The organism is Syntrophorhabdus sp. (assembly GCA_012719415.1).
In the GTDB taxonomy this organism is placed as follows: Bacteria; Desulfobacterota; Syntrophorhabdia; order Syntrophorhabdales; family Syntrophorhabdaceae; genus Delta-02.
This window is the reverse complement of sequence record JAAYAK010000016.1, coordinates 1-15,583: the sequence shown is the minus strand read 5'-3', so window position 1 is coordinate 15,583 and position 15,583 is coordinate 1. Positions and strand designations below refer to the sequence as shown.

The window sequence follows — 15,583 nt, the reverse complement described above, 5'->3', positions numbered from 1 at the left end:
CGTCTGTTTCTCCTGCTTCCCCCATTTCCACGACAAGGAAAAGGCCCTGGCGACGCTCTGCCGTATCTTGAAGCCCGGCGGCCACCTCATCGTGTCCCATTTCAGCTCCGCGGAGGGGATCAACAAACACCACGAATCCTGTCACGCCGTGATGCACGACCATCTCCCCGACGAAGGGTCGATGCGCGGCCTGCTCACCAACGCGGGCCTCACCATAACAGACTTCATGGACGAAGAAGGCTTCTACTATATCTCTTCCACCTTATCCGGCCCAGCGTTCTGACATATGTCGTCGGCAACGGGCGGACGGGACGGAGTGTCTGCATCATTTTGGTCATTGGTCATTGTCTGTTTATCTGGTCATTGGAATTTGGTCAATTGGTCATTATCCTCGACAGCCGTGATCCATCACCCCTCTTCTTTCCCATAAGCGAACAGGATCGCCACGGAATAAGGTTGAAGCCGGTATGTTTCCCCCGCTATCAGGGGCGCCCGGTCCCAGGGGCAGAAGTCGTCAGGGGATTCGAGGGATGTGTCGATCAGCCGGTGCCAGGGGCCCCGGGCCTCCCCCGCGGGCGGCAGTTCGAACTCGAGGGGCTCCCAGTAACTGCTGAGCATCACGTGGAACACGAGGCCCTCCTCGACCTCGAGGGCCACCGCAAGACTGTGCGAATGGTCGGCCCAGTCGGGCTCACCGAGCCTCACCCCGTGCCAGGACATGCGGGCGTGGTGAAGCATCTCGTTGAGGGTCATCGACCGCTCGCCCTTTTGGTACCTCCGGGAGAGCCGGAGCCCTATGAGGCTCTTCGTGAAGCGGTGCATGTCCCCGTGGCGGGCAAGCATCGACCAGTCGAACCAGTTCGTCTCGTTGTCCTGGCAGTAGGCGTTGTTGTTCCCGTACCGGGTGAGCCGCACCTCGTCGCCCATGGAGAGCATCGGTGTGCCCACCGAGGTCAGGGTGATGGTCATAAAATTCCTTACCTGGCGGTTGCGAAGCGCCTCGATGGCAGGGTCGTCGGTGGGGCCCTCGACGCCGCAGTTCCAGCTCAGGTTGTAGTCCGTACCGTCCTTGTTGTCCTCTCCGTTCACCTCGTTGTGCTTGCGGTTATAGGAAACGAGGTCGTTCAAGGTGAACCCGTCGTGACAGGTCACGAAGTTGACGCTCTGTTCAGGCTCGCGCTCCCGCGCGCCGTAAATATCCGGGCTTCCCATCAGGCGCTGGGCGAGCCTCGTGACGGTCCCGTCCTCGCCCCTCATGAAGGCCCGCACGTCGTCCCGGAACTTGCCGTTCCATTCCTTCCAGTTGTCCCCGACAAAGCGGCCCACCTGGTACAAACCCGCCGCGTCCCACGCCTCGGCGATGAGCTTGACCCCTGCGAGGACGGGATCGGACTCGATGTCCCACAGCACGGGCGGGTTCTCCATCGGCCTGCCCGATTCGTCACGGGAAAGGATGGATGCCAGATCGAAGCGGAAGCCGTCCACGTGCATCTTCTCCACCCAGAAATGGAGGCTGTCGATGATCATCCTGCGGACGATGGGCTGATTGGCGTTCAGTGTGTTGCCCGTCCCCGTGTAGTTCGCGAAGCGCGCCCTGTCGTTGTCGAGGACGTAGTAGATATCGTTCCCGAAACCCCGGAAAGAGACGGTCGGGCCCGTGTGGTCCCCTTCGGTCGTGTGATTGTAGACAACATCGAGAATGACCTCGATACCGGCCCTGTGGAGGGCCTTCACCATGTCGCGGAATTCGCCCAGGGGGCCGAGGTGGTCCTTCCGGGAGCTGTACCGGCTGTGGGGAGCGAAGAAGGACACGGGGGCATACCCCCAGTAGTTCGTCCTGCCGGGGGGAGCGTCCTGCTCATCAAACTGGAAGACGGGCATGAGCTCGATAGCCGTGATGCCGAGGTCCACGAGATAGGGGATCTTCTCTATCAGCCCCGCGTAGGTGCCGCGTTTCTCCGGCGTAACCCCGGAATTGGGGTTCTTCGTGAGACCCGCGACGTGCGCCTCGTAGATCACCGTCGTCGCGAAGGGGCGCGTCAGGAGCCCGTCCCCCTCCCAGTCGTAGTCATCGAGGTCGGCCACCACGCTCTTCATGGCCGTCGCCGTGTTGTCGCCTGGCTGCGACGCCGCCATGCGGCTGTATCCGTGAGGGACGGCCACCGCCTTTCCATAGGGGTCGAGAAGGACCTTGGCGGCATCGAACCTCTGGCCTTTCTCGGGCGCGAAGGGACCGTGGACCCGCCACCCGTAGATCTGTCCCGGCCTGAGACCGGGAACGAAGACATGCCAGTAGTGATAGGTGCGGTCCTCCCCGCGGTCGAGCCTGATCACGCGCGCCGGTATCGCGTCATCGACGTGATCGAAGAGGAGCAGTTCCACCGCGTCGGCGTTCCTCGAAAAGACGCTGAAGTTCACCCCGTTGCCATACACGGTGGGGCCGAGGGGGAAACAGGTGCTGTCGGAACGGTCCATCGTCCTCCTGAAAGACAGTCTCTATGGTAGCACCTATTCGGACCATCGTCAAAAGGAAAGCCCCTGCGGATATTTCGCTTCTTTTGCGGACCGTCCCGTGATATTGTGATGACGATACGATATGGTGGAGGGAGCAGACACGGTACAGCACGTACTTCCAGGGCCGCCATGAACGACAAAACGAGTTCCCGAAATTTACGACCGACGAAATTCGGCACCTTCGGAGGCGTCTTCACGCCCAGTCTTCTGACCATCCTGGGCGTGATCATGTTCCTGCGCTTTTCCACCGTCGTCGGTTACGCGGGATTGTGGAACGCCCTTATGATACTCGGGGGCGGAACGGCTATCTCGCTCATTACAGGCTTATCCATCGCTAGCGTTGCCACGAACATGCGCGTCAGGGGAGGCGGCGCGTACTATCTCATCAGCCGCAGCCTGGGCGCGGAGTTCGGCGGAGTCATCGCAATCTTCTTCTTCATCGCCCAGGCCATAGCAGTGACCCTCTACATCGTTGGTTTCACCGAGGCCATCCTGTCCTTTCTGCCGGGCACGGCACTCTCCCCCGGCACGATCGGCACGATCACGAACATCGCCGTCTTCCTCTGCGTCTACATCGGTGCCGGATGGACCATTCGCGTCCAGTACGTCATCCTTGCGGTTCTCTTCCTCTCAGTTTTGTCTTTCTTCATAGGGGCGGGGGCCACTTTCTCGCCCCAGATCCTTCGCGCCAACCTCGATCCGCAATGGGCAGGAGACCATTCCCTGTTCACCGTCTTCGCCCTCTTCTTCCCGGCCGTCACCGGTATCATGGCCGGGGTCAACATGTCCGGCGACCTTAACGACCCTGGCCGGTCGATACCGAGAGGCACCCTCGCCGCCATCGGCGTCTCAACGCTTATCTATGCCGTCATGACGGTCCTCCTTGCCGGCGGTGTCCAGCGCGCCGAATTGCTCGGTCCGGGATTCGTGGTAAAAGACCATGCCTTTTCTCCCGTCCTCATCTACGCCGGTGTGATCTCTGCCACGCTGTCCTCGGCCCTCGGCAGCATGATGGGGGCACCGCGCATCCTGCAGGCGCTGGCCCGTGACGACATTTTCCGAGGCCTGCGCTGGTTCGCACGAGGAAGCGGACCCTCCGCCGAACCCCGGCGAGCCATCATCATCACCGCCGTTATTGCCCAGATCGGCATCCTCGCCGGCGACCTCGACACCGTTGCCCCCGTCATCACGATGTTCTTCCTCATGACCTATGCCACCGTGAACCTGGCGTGTTTTTTCGAAGGCCGGTCCAACAACCCCAGCTTCCGACCCACTTTCCGCTTCAACCACTGGTCCGTGGCACTTCTCGGGGCCCTGGGGTGCTTCGGTGTCATGTTCCTGATCAATACCATTTGGGCCTCCGTCGCCCTGATCCTGGGCGGGATCTTCTTTTTTCTCATAGCCCGCGCGGAGGTCAAGGTCAAATGGGGCGACCTGTACAGCGGCCTTGCCTACCAGGCCGCCCGCAGGGCACTTCTGCGCCTGGAGCGGGAACGCTACCATCCGAAGAACTGGCGCCCCTCCATACTCGCCTTGAGCGGCGGGGCCCATAACCGCCTTCACCTCGCCCAGTACGCCCGCTGGTGCACCGCCAACAGCGGGATCGTCTCCATCGCCCAACTTATCCGCGGCAACCTCAGCGATCTTGTCGACCATCGACGCGAAGCTGAGACCATCCTCCGCAGGTTCATCCTCAAGGAACGCATTCCCGCCTTCCCCGTCGTCATCGTGGAGGAAAACATCCACGCCGCTATCAAGGCCCTTCTTCAATGCCAGGGGATCGGTGGCATGCGGCCGAACACCGTCTTGCTCGGGATGAGCCGGGACCCCGAAAAGGCCGATGTCTTTTACGAGACGATCAACACCGTGAAGGAGATGGGCCGCAGCCTCATTATCGTGGCAAGCCACCTGGGGCAGGAGATCGTCGACGTCCCCGAGGGTGCCATCAACATATGGTGGGACTCTTCCGGGAACGTCGAACTGATGCTTCTTCTCGCCTTCATGATGACGAGGAACCGCGAGTGGTCGGATCATACCATCCGCATCATCCGCCCCGTATCGCCGAAAGCCGACCTGGACAACATCACAAGAGAAATGCGCGAGATGCTCTCACGCGCCAGGATCGACGCGGAGATCGTGATCGTACCGACCCAGGACCCGCTGGACGGGGTAAGAAAGAACATGCAGTCCTCCGCGGTCCTTTTCGTCGGCTTCGACCCCGCAATGGTAAACACCGGAGAGAGAGGTCTTGCCCGCACCCAGGCCATACTCGACCTGCCCGGTGATACTGTCTTCGTCTACAACGCCGGCGATGTCTCGATCGAGGCCTGAGAAAAAACACGGGCCCGGCTCCGGGATCGTTTCCGGGGCCGGGCCATCCACGTGTGCGGCAGGAGGGTTGGGGACCTCAAGCTCCATGGTCAGGGGTTATTGCCGCTGCCGGTTGTTCGCCATCAGGATCACGAGGGGGATCCCCATCACGCCGATACCGAGGACAATGGAGACAATATCGAAGAAATGCATATGCCTCACCTCCCTTCTTCTCTCGATCATAGACAAAGGCGGGGATCCCTTCCACTAACCGGTTTATACAGTAAGCCCGTCGACTGTGTTAAGCTGTTAACATTACCGGACCCCGTCAGGGGATAGACTTGGAGGAAGAGGGTCCGAGAAAAGGGGGGCACATGGAGGGGAGAGAAGGCGCTCCGGATTCACCTTACCTGACCGACAACCTGAAGGATTACCCGGTGGAGCTCAACCTGCTCTACGAAAACTCGACGAAACGGTCCTGCGCCGCCGGGGAGATGATCTATATCCAGAGTGAGGCGAGTAGACCCGAGTTCTATCTCATTGAAGAGGGCAGGGTCAAGATAGCGCTCCTCAGCAAAGACGGGTCCGAAAGGACCGTCATCATCCAGGAGCGGAACACCCTCTTCGGCTATGCCGCCGCTTTTGACGGCCATCCCCATTTCCACACGGCGACCGCGCTGGAGCCGACGGAGCTGCGCGTGGTCCCCATCGCCACCTTTCTTGCCCTCAACGACAGGCATCCGAGGTTGTCCGCCGTCATCATCGCCGCCTTTGCCAGGGTGACGAGGATGCTGATACTCCAGATAGAGAACGACTCCTTCATGGACGCCCGCCGGCGGGTCGCTCACATGCTCTGCAAGCTCGCTTCGGAGGTGGGCCAGACAACACCGAGGGGCATCCTCATCGCGAAGAAGGTGACCCAGGAGGATTTAGGCAACCTGACGGGCCTCTCGCGTGTTTCGGTCTCCCTCGCCCTCAACCACTTCGAGGAACAGGACCTCCTCAGAAAGAAGAGGAACATGATCGAGATCTTCAACGTGGAGAAACTGCGGACCGTGGCGGGACTATCGTGAGGGAACCCTCGGGCCTCGCCGGGACCTTGCCTGGCGGTCAGCCTTCCTCGCAGGTGTCGCAGATGTTCCTGCACCCCGTGAAAAGACCTTCTTTCCCCTTCAGGAGCTGGGACTCAAAAACGTAACCCTCACCCAGGGTCGAGTGGGTATAGGCGATCCGTATGGGTTTCGCCCTCTCGAAGAGTCTCTTTTCAACGAGGAACGTGACGCCCCTGTCCGTCAGGACCTCATCGTCCTCCTTCTGGTCATCCATGGCCATCACGAGATACAACCCTCTCCATCCCCCTTCAGTCGTCAGTATCCTGATGGGCTTCGGGTTCTCCTGTTCCTTGAGGAACTGCTTGATCCTGTCAGATGCCTCCTGGCTCACTTCAAACATGGGGACCTCCTCATCTATGTACGCTCAAACCTTCCGTCCCGAAACGACGGGACCCTCCGCGCGCGGATGCCGGTACTTCTTTCATGATATTGTCTGGCAAATGTGAAACTAATTCAAGACAAAAGACGTGACTCCGCTCACTCTTCGATCCGCCTTTTCAGTTCCTTGCTTTCTCCCGGCTCGGAAGGAAACAGGGCACCGACGGCCCGCACGTCTCCCCTGCGAAGAGAGTAAAGATAAAAGGGTATGCCCGACGCCGTGATCGCGATACCGGCAAGGGACCGGACGGGACTGGACAGGAAGATCTGGATGGCGATCGAGAAGTAGACGGCCACGAAGAGGAGCGGGACAAGAGGATACCCCCATGTCCTGTAAGGTCTTTCGATGGAAGGCTTCTTCCGGCGCAGGACCACATGCGCCAGACCCGATCCTGTGGAGGAAAGGAGCATGATGAAGACAACGGCGCCGAGCAGGTTTTCGAAGGTATCAGCCACAACGTAAAGGCAGGCCAATGCCGCCTGGACAATTAGGCCCGCGTGAGGAGTGCCGAACCGGGCGTGAAGCCTTTCCAAGTGGCGATGGAAGTGGCCGTCCCTGGCGATCGCGTAAGAGAGGCGCGCGCCGGCAAGGATGGTGGCGTTTATGCTCGCGGCGACCGCCAGCATGATCGCCAGGGTAAGGCCCCTCACAAACCCTTTGCTCAGGAGACGTTCCCCCACCACCTGTCCCACGTTGACAACCCCCTTGAGGCTCTCGACGGGCATTGCGTAAAGATAGACCGTGTTGATCGCCACATACAGCGCGGTGACCATGGCCGTCCCCAGGATGAGGGACAGGGGAAGGTTGCGTTCCGGGCGCTTCACTTCGTCCCCTATATACGCCGTGACAAACCACCCGCTGTAGGAGAAGATCACCGCGATCATGGCAGGGCCGAGAAAGCTCGATCCGGGTATCGCCGTTGCCATGCCTGCGGAGAAATTGCCCCAGTCACCCCTTCCCGACGCAAACCCCCCGACTATGAAAACCGCCAGTATGGCGAGGCTCCCCATCGTCCAGAGGTTCTGGGTGGTGCCACTCAGCCGGACGCCCCTGTAATTTATGGCGGAAAAGAGCATGACGACGGCCAGGGCAATCAGTTTTTCAGCTGCAGTGCCTGAATAGCCACAGAAGCCGGTCAGATATTTGGCAAAAGCGATCGCCAGAACGGCAACGGACCCGGGATTTATTATCCAAAAACATACCCAGCCCAGGAGGAAACCTGCCCACGAACCGTACGCTGCCTTCAAAAAGAGATAATCCCCGCCCGAGCGGGGGAACATGCCCGCCAGCTCCGCGTAGGTGAGGGCGCCGCAGAGCGTGAGAAACCCGCCGACCACCCATATGCCCGTGAAGAGCCATGGGTTGGTCAGCTCCCCGGCGAGAAACCCCGCCGTGGTGAATATGCCCGCACCCACCATGTTGCCCACCACGAGCATGATGGCGTCAAAAAGGTTCAGTTTTCTCTGAAACGACAAACATCACCTCATTCCTTTTGCTGCACGACGGTCCCTCCGTGCCTGCTCGGACTGCTATTCCGCGCTCCCGGAGACCTTTTTCCTGACGTCGATCCCGTATCTTTTGGTAAGGAAGTCACCGACATAAACGAGGTACAGGTCAAGTTTTTCTCCTGCTGTCTTTTCCTCGATCGAGGCGAGGGTTCCCAGGGTCACCTTCTCCTTGTCCTTGAAGCCGGCATTCGCGACTATGGCGACGGGCGTTTCCGGGGGATAGTAGGGTCTCAGTTTCCGCACGATCTCCGGAACGCTGGTGCGCATGGTGAAGAACACCATGGCATTCCCGCTTTCCGCCAGCTTTTCGATGTCGGCGCCATTGGTGAGTATGACCGAACGGGTCTTCACCCCCCAGGTCACCCCCTTCTTCAAGGCGGCGTTGGCCGCGTTGAAGCAACTGATACCCGGTATGATCTCAGGGTTCAAGTCCTCAAAGACCTCCATGAACCACATTTGCGGTCCATATATTGTCGGGTCTCCATGCTCCAGGATCGACACCGTTTTCCCTTCCCTGACCGCTTTGCGGATGATGCCGGAGATCCGCTCCACCTCCTTCGTCGCCTTCTCCGGGCTGCCCCGCTTCCCCATGAAGGTCTGGTGGACCCCAATGCCCATGCCATGGATCTCCTTCCCCTCGAGAAGATCGGGAAAGGTCTTCTTCATTCCCTCTCCACAAATGATGACGGCGGAGTTCTTGATGATGTTCATGGCCTTCACGGTGATATTGTCCGCATCACCGGTGCCGACGCTCACGAGATAGAGCCGGCCCCCGGCAGTCTTCCCGGAGCAGGCAAACACATACGATCCTGCCAATGAGATAAAAAGAAACATGAGGGCAGCACACAATGCCTGGGCTCTTATTATTGGCATGCCGTGCGCATTCCCTTCCCTGTCTTTCCCGTTTCTAAGCATGCAAGGCTCCTTTTTCCGTTTTATGATCTGTTGAATACGGACCCATACCGTATGGCATCCTCGGGGCATACATTGAGGCAGCGTCCGCAACTGAAGCAATCCGCCGGCATCTTCCTGCCTTGCACCCGGTCTGCCGCGGCGGGGAGAGGACATGCCCTCGCGCAGGCCCCGCACCGGGTGCACAGATCCCTGTCGATCCTCACGCGCGTTACGCTCACGCGCTCACATATCCACGAGACAAGACCGAAAGGACATGCGAGCTGACAGAAGGGACGGTACATGAAGAACGAACCGGCGAGGGTAGGAATGACCGCCATCAGGACGCCTGCGCCCTCGATATCCATATTGAAAAGATTGAAGGGGTTGATATAGTGGTAAAGGACGAACCCCTTCCGTCCCCCGACGACACCGAAGAGGAAAAGCAGTGTGAGCAGAAAGAAAAGTATCCGGACCGTGTTGGTCAGCGCAAAGGGGGCCCTCCATCTCTTTGCTCTCCGGAACAACGGGATGCTGTATATCAGCTCCTGCAGGGCCCCGAAAGGACAGGCCCAACCGCAGATGATCTTGTTGCCGACAACGGCGAGGGCCGCAAAGAACAGGAAGGCCGCCACCTTCAGCGCCGGATCGGGATAGAGGCCCACCATGGACTTGAACACCTTCACGATGCTCTCCATCGGATTGGGCGACTTCCCGAGGCAGAAACCGGCCGCGAGAACAGAGATCGTCAGAACGGCGATGCAGGGAAACCGGGGATACCGGACGTTCCTCTGTTCATTCCCGGTCCCGTCCGGCCGTCCGAGCACATTGAGGTAAACAAACCCGGCCAGCGCCAGGGCAAGGAAGATCCAGTATTTTCCCGTCCTGTCCCCGTGGGAAAGAAGGTGTACCGTTGCGTGCGAGAGCCGCTCCTGCGTTACCCCCAGCTGCCGGAGAGGCGTGTCCTTGGGAACACTCAAGGGGAGGTCGAGCTCGCGCGCAAGCGCTTTCCCCGTGACACCCAGACGGGGGGCGATCCGGCGTATGGGCATATCGACCGTGAAGTGCTCCCTGCCGTCCTCCTGCGATGCCGTGTCCATCAGGAGAGCGGGGGAGATCATGGCCACACAGGCGATCACGGTCAAAAGCAGGATGACCTTCTGCCTGCCGGACAACGACAAGAACCAGCGGTACGTGGTGACCATAAACGATTCCTCGCCTGCTCGTGAGCGGGGCATCGGACCTCGTTCGGGGCCGACGCCCGGCGTCCCCTATTCCCGGGGCGCCTTCTTCTGGCTGCTCTGCAGCATCTTTTCCTTTTGTCTCATCTTCTGGACGTTTCTGTCCTGCTCGCCGGGCCCGATCGTGCCCCACGTCATTATCTTGTATGGCCTCGGCTTGCCGAACATCTCCGTGGCAGGCTTGCCCGAGAATCCAAGGACCATGTTCTTCATGTGCCCGTGAAACCTTTTCCATTGATCCGGGGTAATGGTCTTTTCCTGCACTTTCTTCTTCAGGGAGAAGAAATCCTCGGGGAACAGCGCCTGGTTGAGCTGCACCTCGACGGTTTCACAGGTCGATTTTCTCGTTATGGTGAAGGCAAACCCCTCCCGTGCTTTTTCCATGCCCACCGGAACCGGTGTTTTCTGCAACGGGTTGTCTCCTTTCATAAAGAAATCGATGAAATCCCTCACACCGCCGGCAGGCGTTCTGGACACGATCAGAAGATCGTCTCTTTCCGGGATCTCTCCGGGAAAGAGGATCTCGATCCCGTATTGTGTCGCGCGATACGCGATGATGGCACCCGGGCACCGGTCTCCGTGGTACTTGAAGACCCGGTCAAGCGTTATGGTCCGCTCTTTTCCGTCAACGATCGTTCTTATGGGCCCGGCGGAGAGTTCTTTCGCCTTCACCCCTTGCTTATGATGGCACTCCATGCAATTGTCCGCCAGGGCAACCACCGGTAACAGACAGCCTGCAACAAAGAGAAACAGGCCCGCGAAACAGACTACACTTCCTTTCATGACAAACCTCCATCGCTCACACGTGTTGAGAAGAACGTGTTTACTCCCTTTGCCATCTCGCCATATCTTGAAGCACTTCCCCGCACCTTTGCTTCCGCACACATTCCGTGGACCGTGCGGCCTCGGTGTCCTTCCGTTACCAGAACTTGTATGCCAGCTCCACGCCGTATTGAAGACCGGGGTCATAGAAGGCGCCCGTGTTGTAGGTGGTCGTATAGTGTTTGTCGCCCAGGTTCCTGCCGTAGAGGGTGATCCGTGTGTCCCTGTCGAAGACCTTGAAATTGTATCGTATGTTGGCGTCGACCCTCGTATAGTCTCCAAGTTCGTAATACTCGGTCTTGCTGTAGGGACTCACGTACCGAAAGCTGAGGTTGAGATCGGCATTCTTGTACCTGTAGCTGAAGCGGCCGCTTGCAAGATGATGGGGTGTGCGGTTGTTGGTCTCGGTGTTGTCCGTCGTGACATGGCTGTACAGGAGGTGATACGTAAAAGCCTTCAATATGCTGCCGGAAACGCCGACCTCCAATCCTTTCGTCCGGACATCATCGGAGTCGACAAAGCTGACCTCTTCTCCCGTAACGGGGTCTATGTACGAGGATACGACGGCCCCTGTTGTGGGATCGACCCCCGTCGAGCTTACCTTCTGGTTCTTTGTGTCGTAGTAATAGAGTGTGAGCGACGGGTTGAAGGAAGGATGCAGATTGGCGAGGATGCCCGCCTCGTATCTCGACCGCCTCTCCGGCGGCAGCTTTGACCCGTCGGCGCTTAGCTGGTAAGGACTCATGGAGTTCTCGGAATAGGCATACCGTCCGGTCAGGGTGACCATGCGGTGCAGCTTGTACGACGTTCCCAGGGCATAGGTGAAGGTCTCCTTCGCCCATTCATTGATCGCGTAACCCGATTCGGGGTCGTTGTTGAAATGTTTCTTGTCCATCCTGATACCGCCGTCGATGGTCAGTTTGTCGCCAAGCATGCGGTATTCGTCCTGCACGAAGAGACTGTACATGTCCTCATCGGATCTCATGTCCCAGTAGGGGGGAAAACCGTCAGGGCTCACATACTGGAAATACTGACCTCCAAGCCTGAGGACGTTGTTGTGCGAGTTGATGACATGCCTGAGGCTGGCGCTCTGACCCCGGCTGTTCTGATCCCTTACGCTCGGTTTTCCGCCGACAAAACTGTCCTGCGTGCTGCTCACAAGGAGGCTGTTGTAAGCGTAACTGAATGTGGTGGTCTGGGTATCGCTCCAGGGCTTGTTGAGATTGACGGCGATCATGTCGGAGATCATGGGGTCTATTTCCCATTTCTGATTGCTGAGTTCCCCGACCGTTGACCAATCAAGATAGGTAATGGTTTTCTTGCCCACCTTCTTTTTCGCCGTTTTCGGCACGAGATTCTCGGCCCGCTGGAACTGTCTCATGCCCCTGCTTGAATAGTAGAACAGGTCACCGAAAAAGACCGGCGACGTGTACCCTCCCCTGAGAAGGACGGAGGTGTTCCGGCTCGCGTTGTACCAGTTCGTTTTCCCCTGGGTGCTTGTATGGGTGCCCGCTACCCGGTAATCGAACTTGCCGATCTTTGCCCCCTGATAGAGATGCTCTTTCTCGGTGTGAAAGCTTCCGTAGCTCACTATGGCCCCGCCTTCCACCTTCTGTGAGGCGCGTTTCGTCTTGATAACGATGAACCCCTGGTTGGAGGAGCCGCTGCTGGAACCGAAATTGGTGAGAGGGCCGAGCGAAAGGGCCGTGGCGTCCCGCACGACGGTGATGGACTCGATGGTATCCGTCGGAAGGGTGGCAAGGATCCGGTCGGCGCTGTTTATATAGACACCGTCAAGGATGATACCGTAATTGCCGTTCCCTCTCATGCTGAGAAGATTGAGTTTCATTCTCCCCTGAAATGTCACCTCCATTCCGGGCATCTGCTCCAGAACATCCCATATGGTCTCCGGATGGAGCGCTTCGATCTCCTCGGCGGTGATGACCTCCGTTGCCAGTTTGCTGCTCTCCGGCACCGCGTAAGGACTCGCCACCGGTTCCCCCACCTTTTTGTCGGTTACAGTCACCTCTTCGAGCCTGTGTGAACCCTTTTGCTCCGTCTTCTGTGCGCCTTTCTCTTCCGCGAGGACCGTTTGAAATACCAGGAACGTCCCCAGCGCCAACGCCAGCACCAACAATGAAAGTCTTCTACAGATCCAGATCATCGCTCCAGCCCCCTGCCAGATTCAGTCGTCACCCATCCCCGTTCCGAGGATCCGGTGTTCCGTCTTCGCAATCCCGGCCCCAATGCCCGACACCGTGCAACAGGCATCGAACCGGTCATGCCTCGACACTCTTTACGCACTTCTCCAACCGGTCTTCCCACTCACCGACCCCCCTGATGCACACGTAGATTGCAGAACTCTTTACCGATGGCTGGTATATCAACGAGCAAACCCTGTCCCTTGCTTAGCCGTTATATTATGGTCGATATACCGGTCGTTATATATCAAAAAGACTAACGTGGTGTCAAGGTATTTTTGCGGTCCGGCCCTGTTCCGTCTGGAGCCCTATCTTCTTGAATCCGGCACTGGTCAAAAGGTCGAGCACGTTGACACAGCTCTGCACCGTAATGTCCTGGTCGGCTTTGATGATGAGCGGTGTTTCCCGGGCCAGGTCTCTGACCCTTTCGGTGAGACCGGTAAGGGTCGTCATGGTGGATTCGAAGTAGATGACGTTGTTCCGGTCAATGGTTATCGTCGCCGTTTTCAATTGCACCTCCTTGTTCTGCTGGGAGGCCACGGGCAGACGGACGGGGATCGTGCCGCTCGCCACGAAGGTGGAGACCATAAGTACGATGGTCAGAAGGACAAGCATGATGTCGACGAGGGGTATGACGTTCATGTAATCAAAGCTTTTCTCTTCCATACTCCACCTCCCACTGGAGGATCCGCTCCTTTGCCGACTTCAGGAGGAAGTTGTAGAAGACGACCGCCGGTATGGCGACCACGAGCCCAGCGGCTGTGGCCTTGAGGGCAAGGGCGAGACCGGTCATGATCCTGCCCGAATCGACAAGCCCCTGCTGCCCGATGGTCGAGAAGGTGAGCATGATTCCCAGCACCGTGCCGAGGAGGCCCACGTAGGGCGCGTTGCTCCCTATGGTGGCGACGACATGGAGCCTCTTCATGAGCGCAAGCTCGAGCGCCTTCTTGTCCCTGTAGGCGGCGATCTCAACCTTCCTGTAGAAGCGCCTGCGCTCGATCGCCACGCCCACCGCTATGATGCTCATGAGAAGGAGCAGACCTATGATGCCGTAATCGATCGTGTAGCCAAGCCATTGCATGATGGATCTCCTTTCCCTCCGGTTGTTTTCTCCCGCTTCATTCCAGCCTGTACACAACAGGCATGATCAGTTCCGCCCGTGTGGGCGGTCGTGGAAATGGCTGGATCTCCCTGATCACGCTGAGCACCTGCCTGTCGAGGACCTCGTAGCCGGAGCTGGTCAATATCCTCGATCCTTCCACGCCACCGTTCTCCTTGATGACAAAGGCGACGACCACCCTTCCCTTCCATCCCATCTTCCTCGCTATATGGGGATACCTCAGGTGTTTCATGACGAGGTTCCGGATGTAAGCGAAATGCTTCGCAAGATACTGTTCGGCAAGGACATCGCGATCTCCCGAGCCGGTACCGTGTCCTCTGCCGGTGCCCCCGCCGCTTCCCCCCTTGCCTCCGGAACCGTACCCGAAACCACCGCCACCGGTACCGGCGAGGCCCTTCCCCTCGCGGTCCACCCCCTCAGAGGCAAGGTCAGATACGGATGATGCCACTGAACGCTCCTCGACCGCCCTGGTATCCGGGACTTCATTTTCCACATCGCCCCTCTTCACCACCCTGATCTGCCGTCTTTCTCTCTTTTCGGGTATTGCTTTCTTTTTGATCTTTGCCAGCGGAGCCGGCGTTTGCTGAGAACCCGGCATGCTGGAACCTCCCCCCTCATTACCCCCGGGGAGCTCCATGCTCAGGAAGACAACCGGTGGGGGAGGCGTTTCCTGGCCCAGGTGACCTATCAGGGCGACGGCACCACCCAGCACGAATGCGTGAATGGCCACCGAGATCACAAACTCTTTCCCTATTGACAGTCCCTCTCTTATCATGACCACCCTTGAAAACTCCGCAGACCCTCAACAACGCTCATCCGGGATACGCGAGCACAGGATGAACTCACAACTCATTGCCCCGGCCATCATCCTCCTCAACGCTTCGATTTGCCTGATTGAACTGTATGAACATCATCTCGGCTTTGATCCATCGTTGGTGTCATATTTATATAACGTGTGTTATATATCATGTCATATAACGATATGTCAAGCCATCCCGGGACATGGGTGGCTGCTTCCCTTTCGCACCTTCTCTTGACACTGGCCCTGACGCAGTAATAGTATTCTATGCACGGCAACCGGGGTAGCAGGTCACAAGGTTCGATGGACGAAAAAGAGATGGAAGATTCCGGCAGCTCAGAGAAAGCCTCCCTTCCCCGGCAGGGGCAGAGGGAAACGTACCGGTCCGGGTGCATGGTCTGCGGCGCGGACCTCGTCTATTCGGGAACGGACCGCGACGAGACGTGTCATTACTGTGGTCGCGTCATATCAACCAGCACCCGGTGCGTCAACGGTCATTTTGTCTGCAATTTCTGCCACTCCGCCGATGCCCTGGAGATCATCAAGACGGTCTGCCTGCACAGCGGCGAGACCGATCCCGTGGAGCTTATGCGGACCATCCGTTCCCACAGGCACTTCCCGCTCCACGGGCCGGAGCATCACTGCCTCGTCCCTGCCGTGATCCTCAGCGCGCTGAGGAACAGTGG

At 58.5% G+C, this 15,583-nt stretch carries 14 protein-coding genes; 4 read left to right on the top strand and 10 right to left on the bottom strand.

From position 1 onward, the window contains the following. A partial coding sequence (locus GXX82_00760) for a class I SAM-dependent methyltransferase (GenBank protein NLT21557.1) occupies positions 1-283 on the top strand: 283 nt, incomplete at its 5' end. A gap of 125 nt (positions 284-408) precedes the next feature. Here the strand turns inward: GXX82_00760 and glgX are convergent. Next, complete coding sequence (glgX, locus tag GXX82_00755; GenBank protein NLT21556.1) at positions 409-2,475, bottom strand: glycogen debranching protein GlgX; 2,067 nt, start codon at positions 2,473-2,475, stop codon at positions 409-411. Positions 2,476-2,643: 168 nt separating this feature from the next. Between glgX and GXX82_00750 the strand changes: the two genes are divergently transcribed. Both GXX82_00750 and GXX82_00745 read left to right on the top strand, forming a co-directional pair. Further along, positions 2,644-4,845, top strand: coding sequence for an amino acid permease (locus GXX82_00750; GenBank protein NLT21555.1), 2,202 nt, complete (start codon positions 2,644-2,646; stop codon positions 4,843-4,845). 353 nt (positions 4,846-5,198) lie between these two features. After that, positions 5,199-5,897 carry a Crp/Fnr family transcriptional regulator gene (locus GXX82_00745; protein NLT21554.1) on the top strand — a complete coding sequence of 233 codons (699 nt, stop codon included), beginning with the start codon at positions 5,199-5,201 and terminating at the stop codon, positions 5,895-5,897. Positions 5,898-5,934: 37 nt separating this feature from the next. Here the strand turns inward: GXX82_00745 and GXX82_00740 are convergent, their stop codons facing one another. The 9 genes from GXX82_00740 to GXX82_00700 all read right to left on the bottom strand — a co-directional run bounded on the left by GXX82_00740 (position 5,935) and on the right by GXX82_00700 (position 14,873). Then, a complete protein-coding gene (locus tag GXX82_00740) occupies positions 5,935-6,276 on the bottom strand; it encodes a hypothetical protein (GenBank protein NLT21553.1) in 342 nt (113 codons plus the stop codon). A 137-nt stretch (positions 6,277-6,413) separates the two neighbouring features. Next, complete coding sequence (locus GXX82_00735; protein ID NLT21552.1) at positions 6,414-7,790, bottom strand: amino acid permease; 1,377 nt, start codon at positions 7,788-7,790, stop codon at positions 6,414-6,416. A 54-nt stretch (positions 7,791-7,844) separates the two neighbouring features. Next, positions 7,845-8,624 (bottom strand): tetrapyrrole methylase, encoded by a 780-nt coding sequence (locus tag GXX82_00730; protein ID NLT21551.1) that lies wholly within the window; start codon positions 8,622-8,624, stop codon positions 7,845-7,847. Between the two features lie 134 nt (positions 8,625-8,758). Then, entirely contained in the window at positions 8,759-9,952 is a 1,194-nt protein-coding gene (locus tag GXX82_00725; protein NLT21550.1) for a 4Fe-4S binding protein, read from the bottom strand. A gap of 33 nt (positions 9,953-9,985) precedes the next feature. After that, positions 9,986-10,738, bottom strand: a complete 753-nt coding sequence (locus tag GXX82_00720; GenBank protein ID NLT21549.1) for a hypothetical protein — start codon at positions 10,736-10,738, stop codon at positions 9,986-9,988. A gap of 136 nt (positions 10,739-10,874) precedes the next feature. Next, complete coding sequence (locus tag GXX82_00715; GenBank protein NLT21548.1) at positions 10,875-12,941, bottom strand: TonB-dependent receptor plug domain-containing protein; 2,067 nt, start codon at positions 12,939-12,941, stop codon at positions 10,875-10,877. Positions 12,942-13,245: 304 nt separating this feature from the next. Further along, positions 13,246-13,644, bottom strand: coding sequence for a biopolymer transporter ExbD (locus tag GXX82_00710; GenBank protein ID NLT21547.1), 399 nt, complete (start codon positions 13,642-13,644; stop codon positions 13,246-13,248). Then, a complete protein-coding gene (gene exbB / locus GXX82_00705) occupies positions 13,625-14,059 on the bottom strand; it encodes a TonB-system energizer ExbB (protein ID NLT21546.1) in 435 nt (144 codons plus the stop codon). Before exbB ends, GXX82_00710 begins: the two co-directional genes overlap by 20 nt. Before the next feature lie 37 nt (positions 14,060-14,096). After that, entirely contained in the window at positions 14,097-14,873 is a 777-nt protein-coding gene (locus tag GXX82_00700) for an energy transducer TonB (protein NLT21545.1), read from the bottom strand. A gap of 327 nt (positions 14,874-15,200) precedes the next feature. Between GXX82_00700 and GXX82_00695 the strand changes: the two genes are divergently transcribed. Then, on the top strand, positions 15,201-15,583 hold a 383-nt coding region (locus tag GXX82_00695), incomplete at its 3' end, for a methyltransferase type 11 (GenBank protein ID NLT21544.1).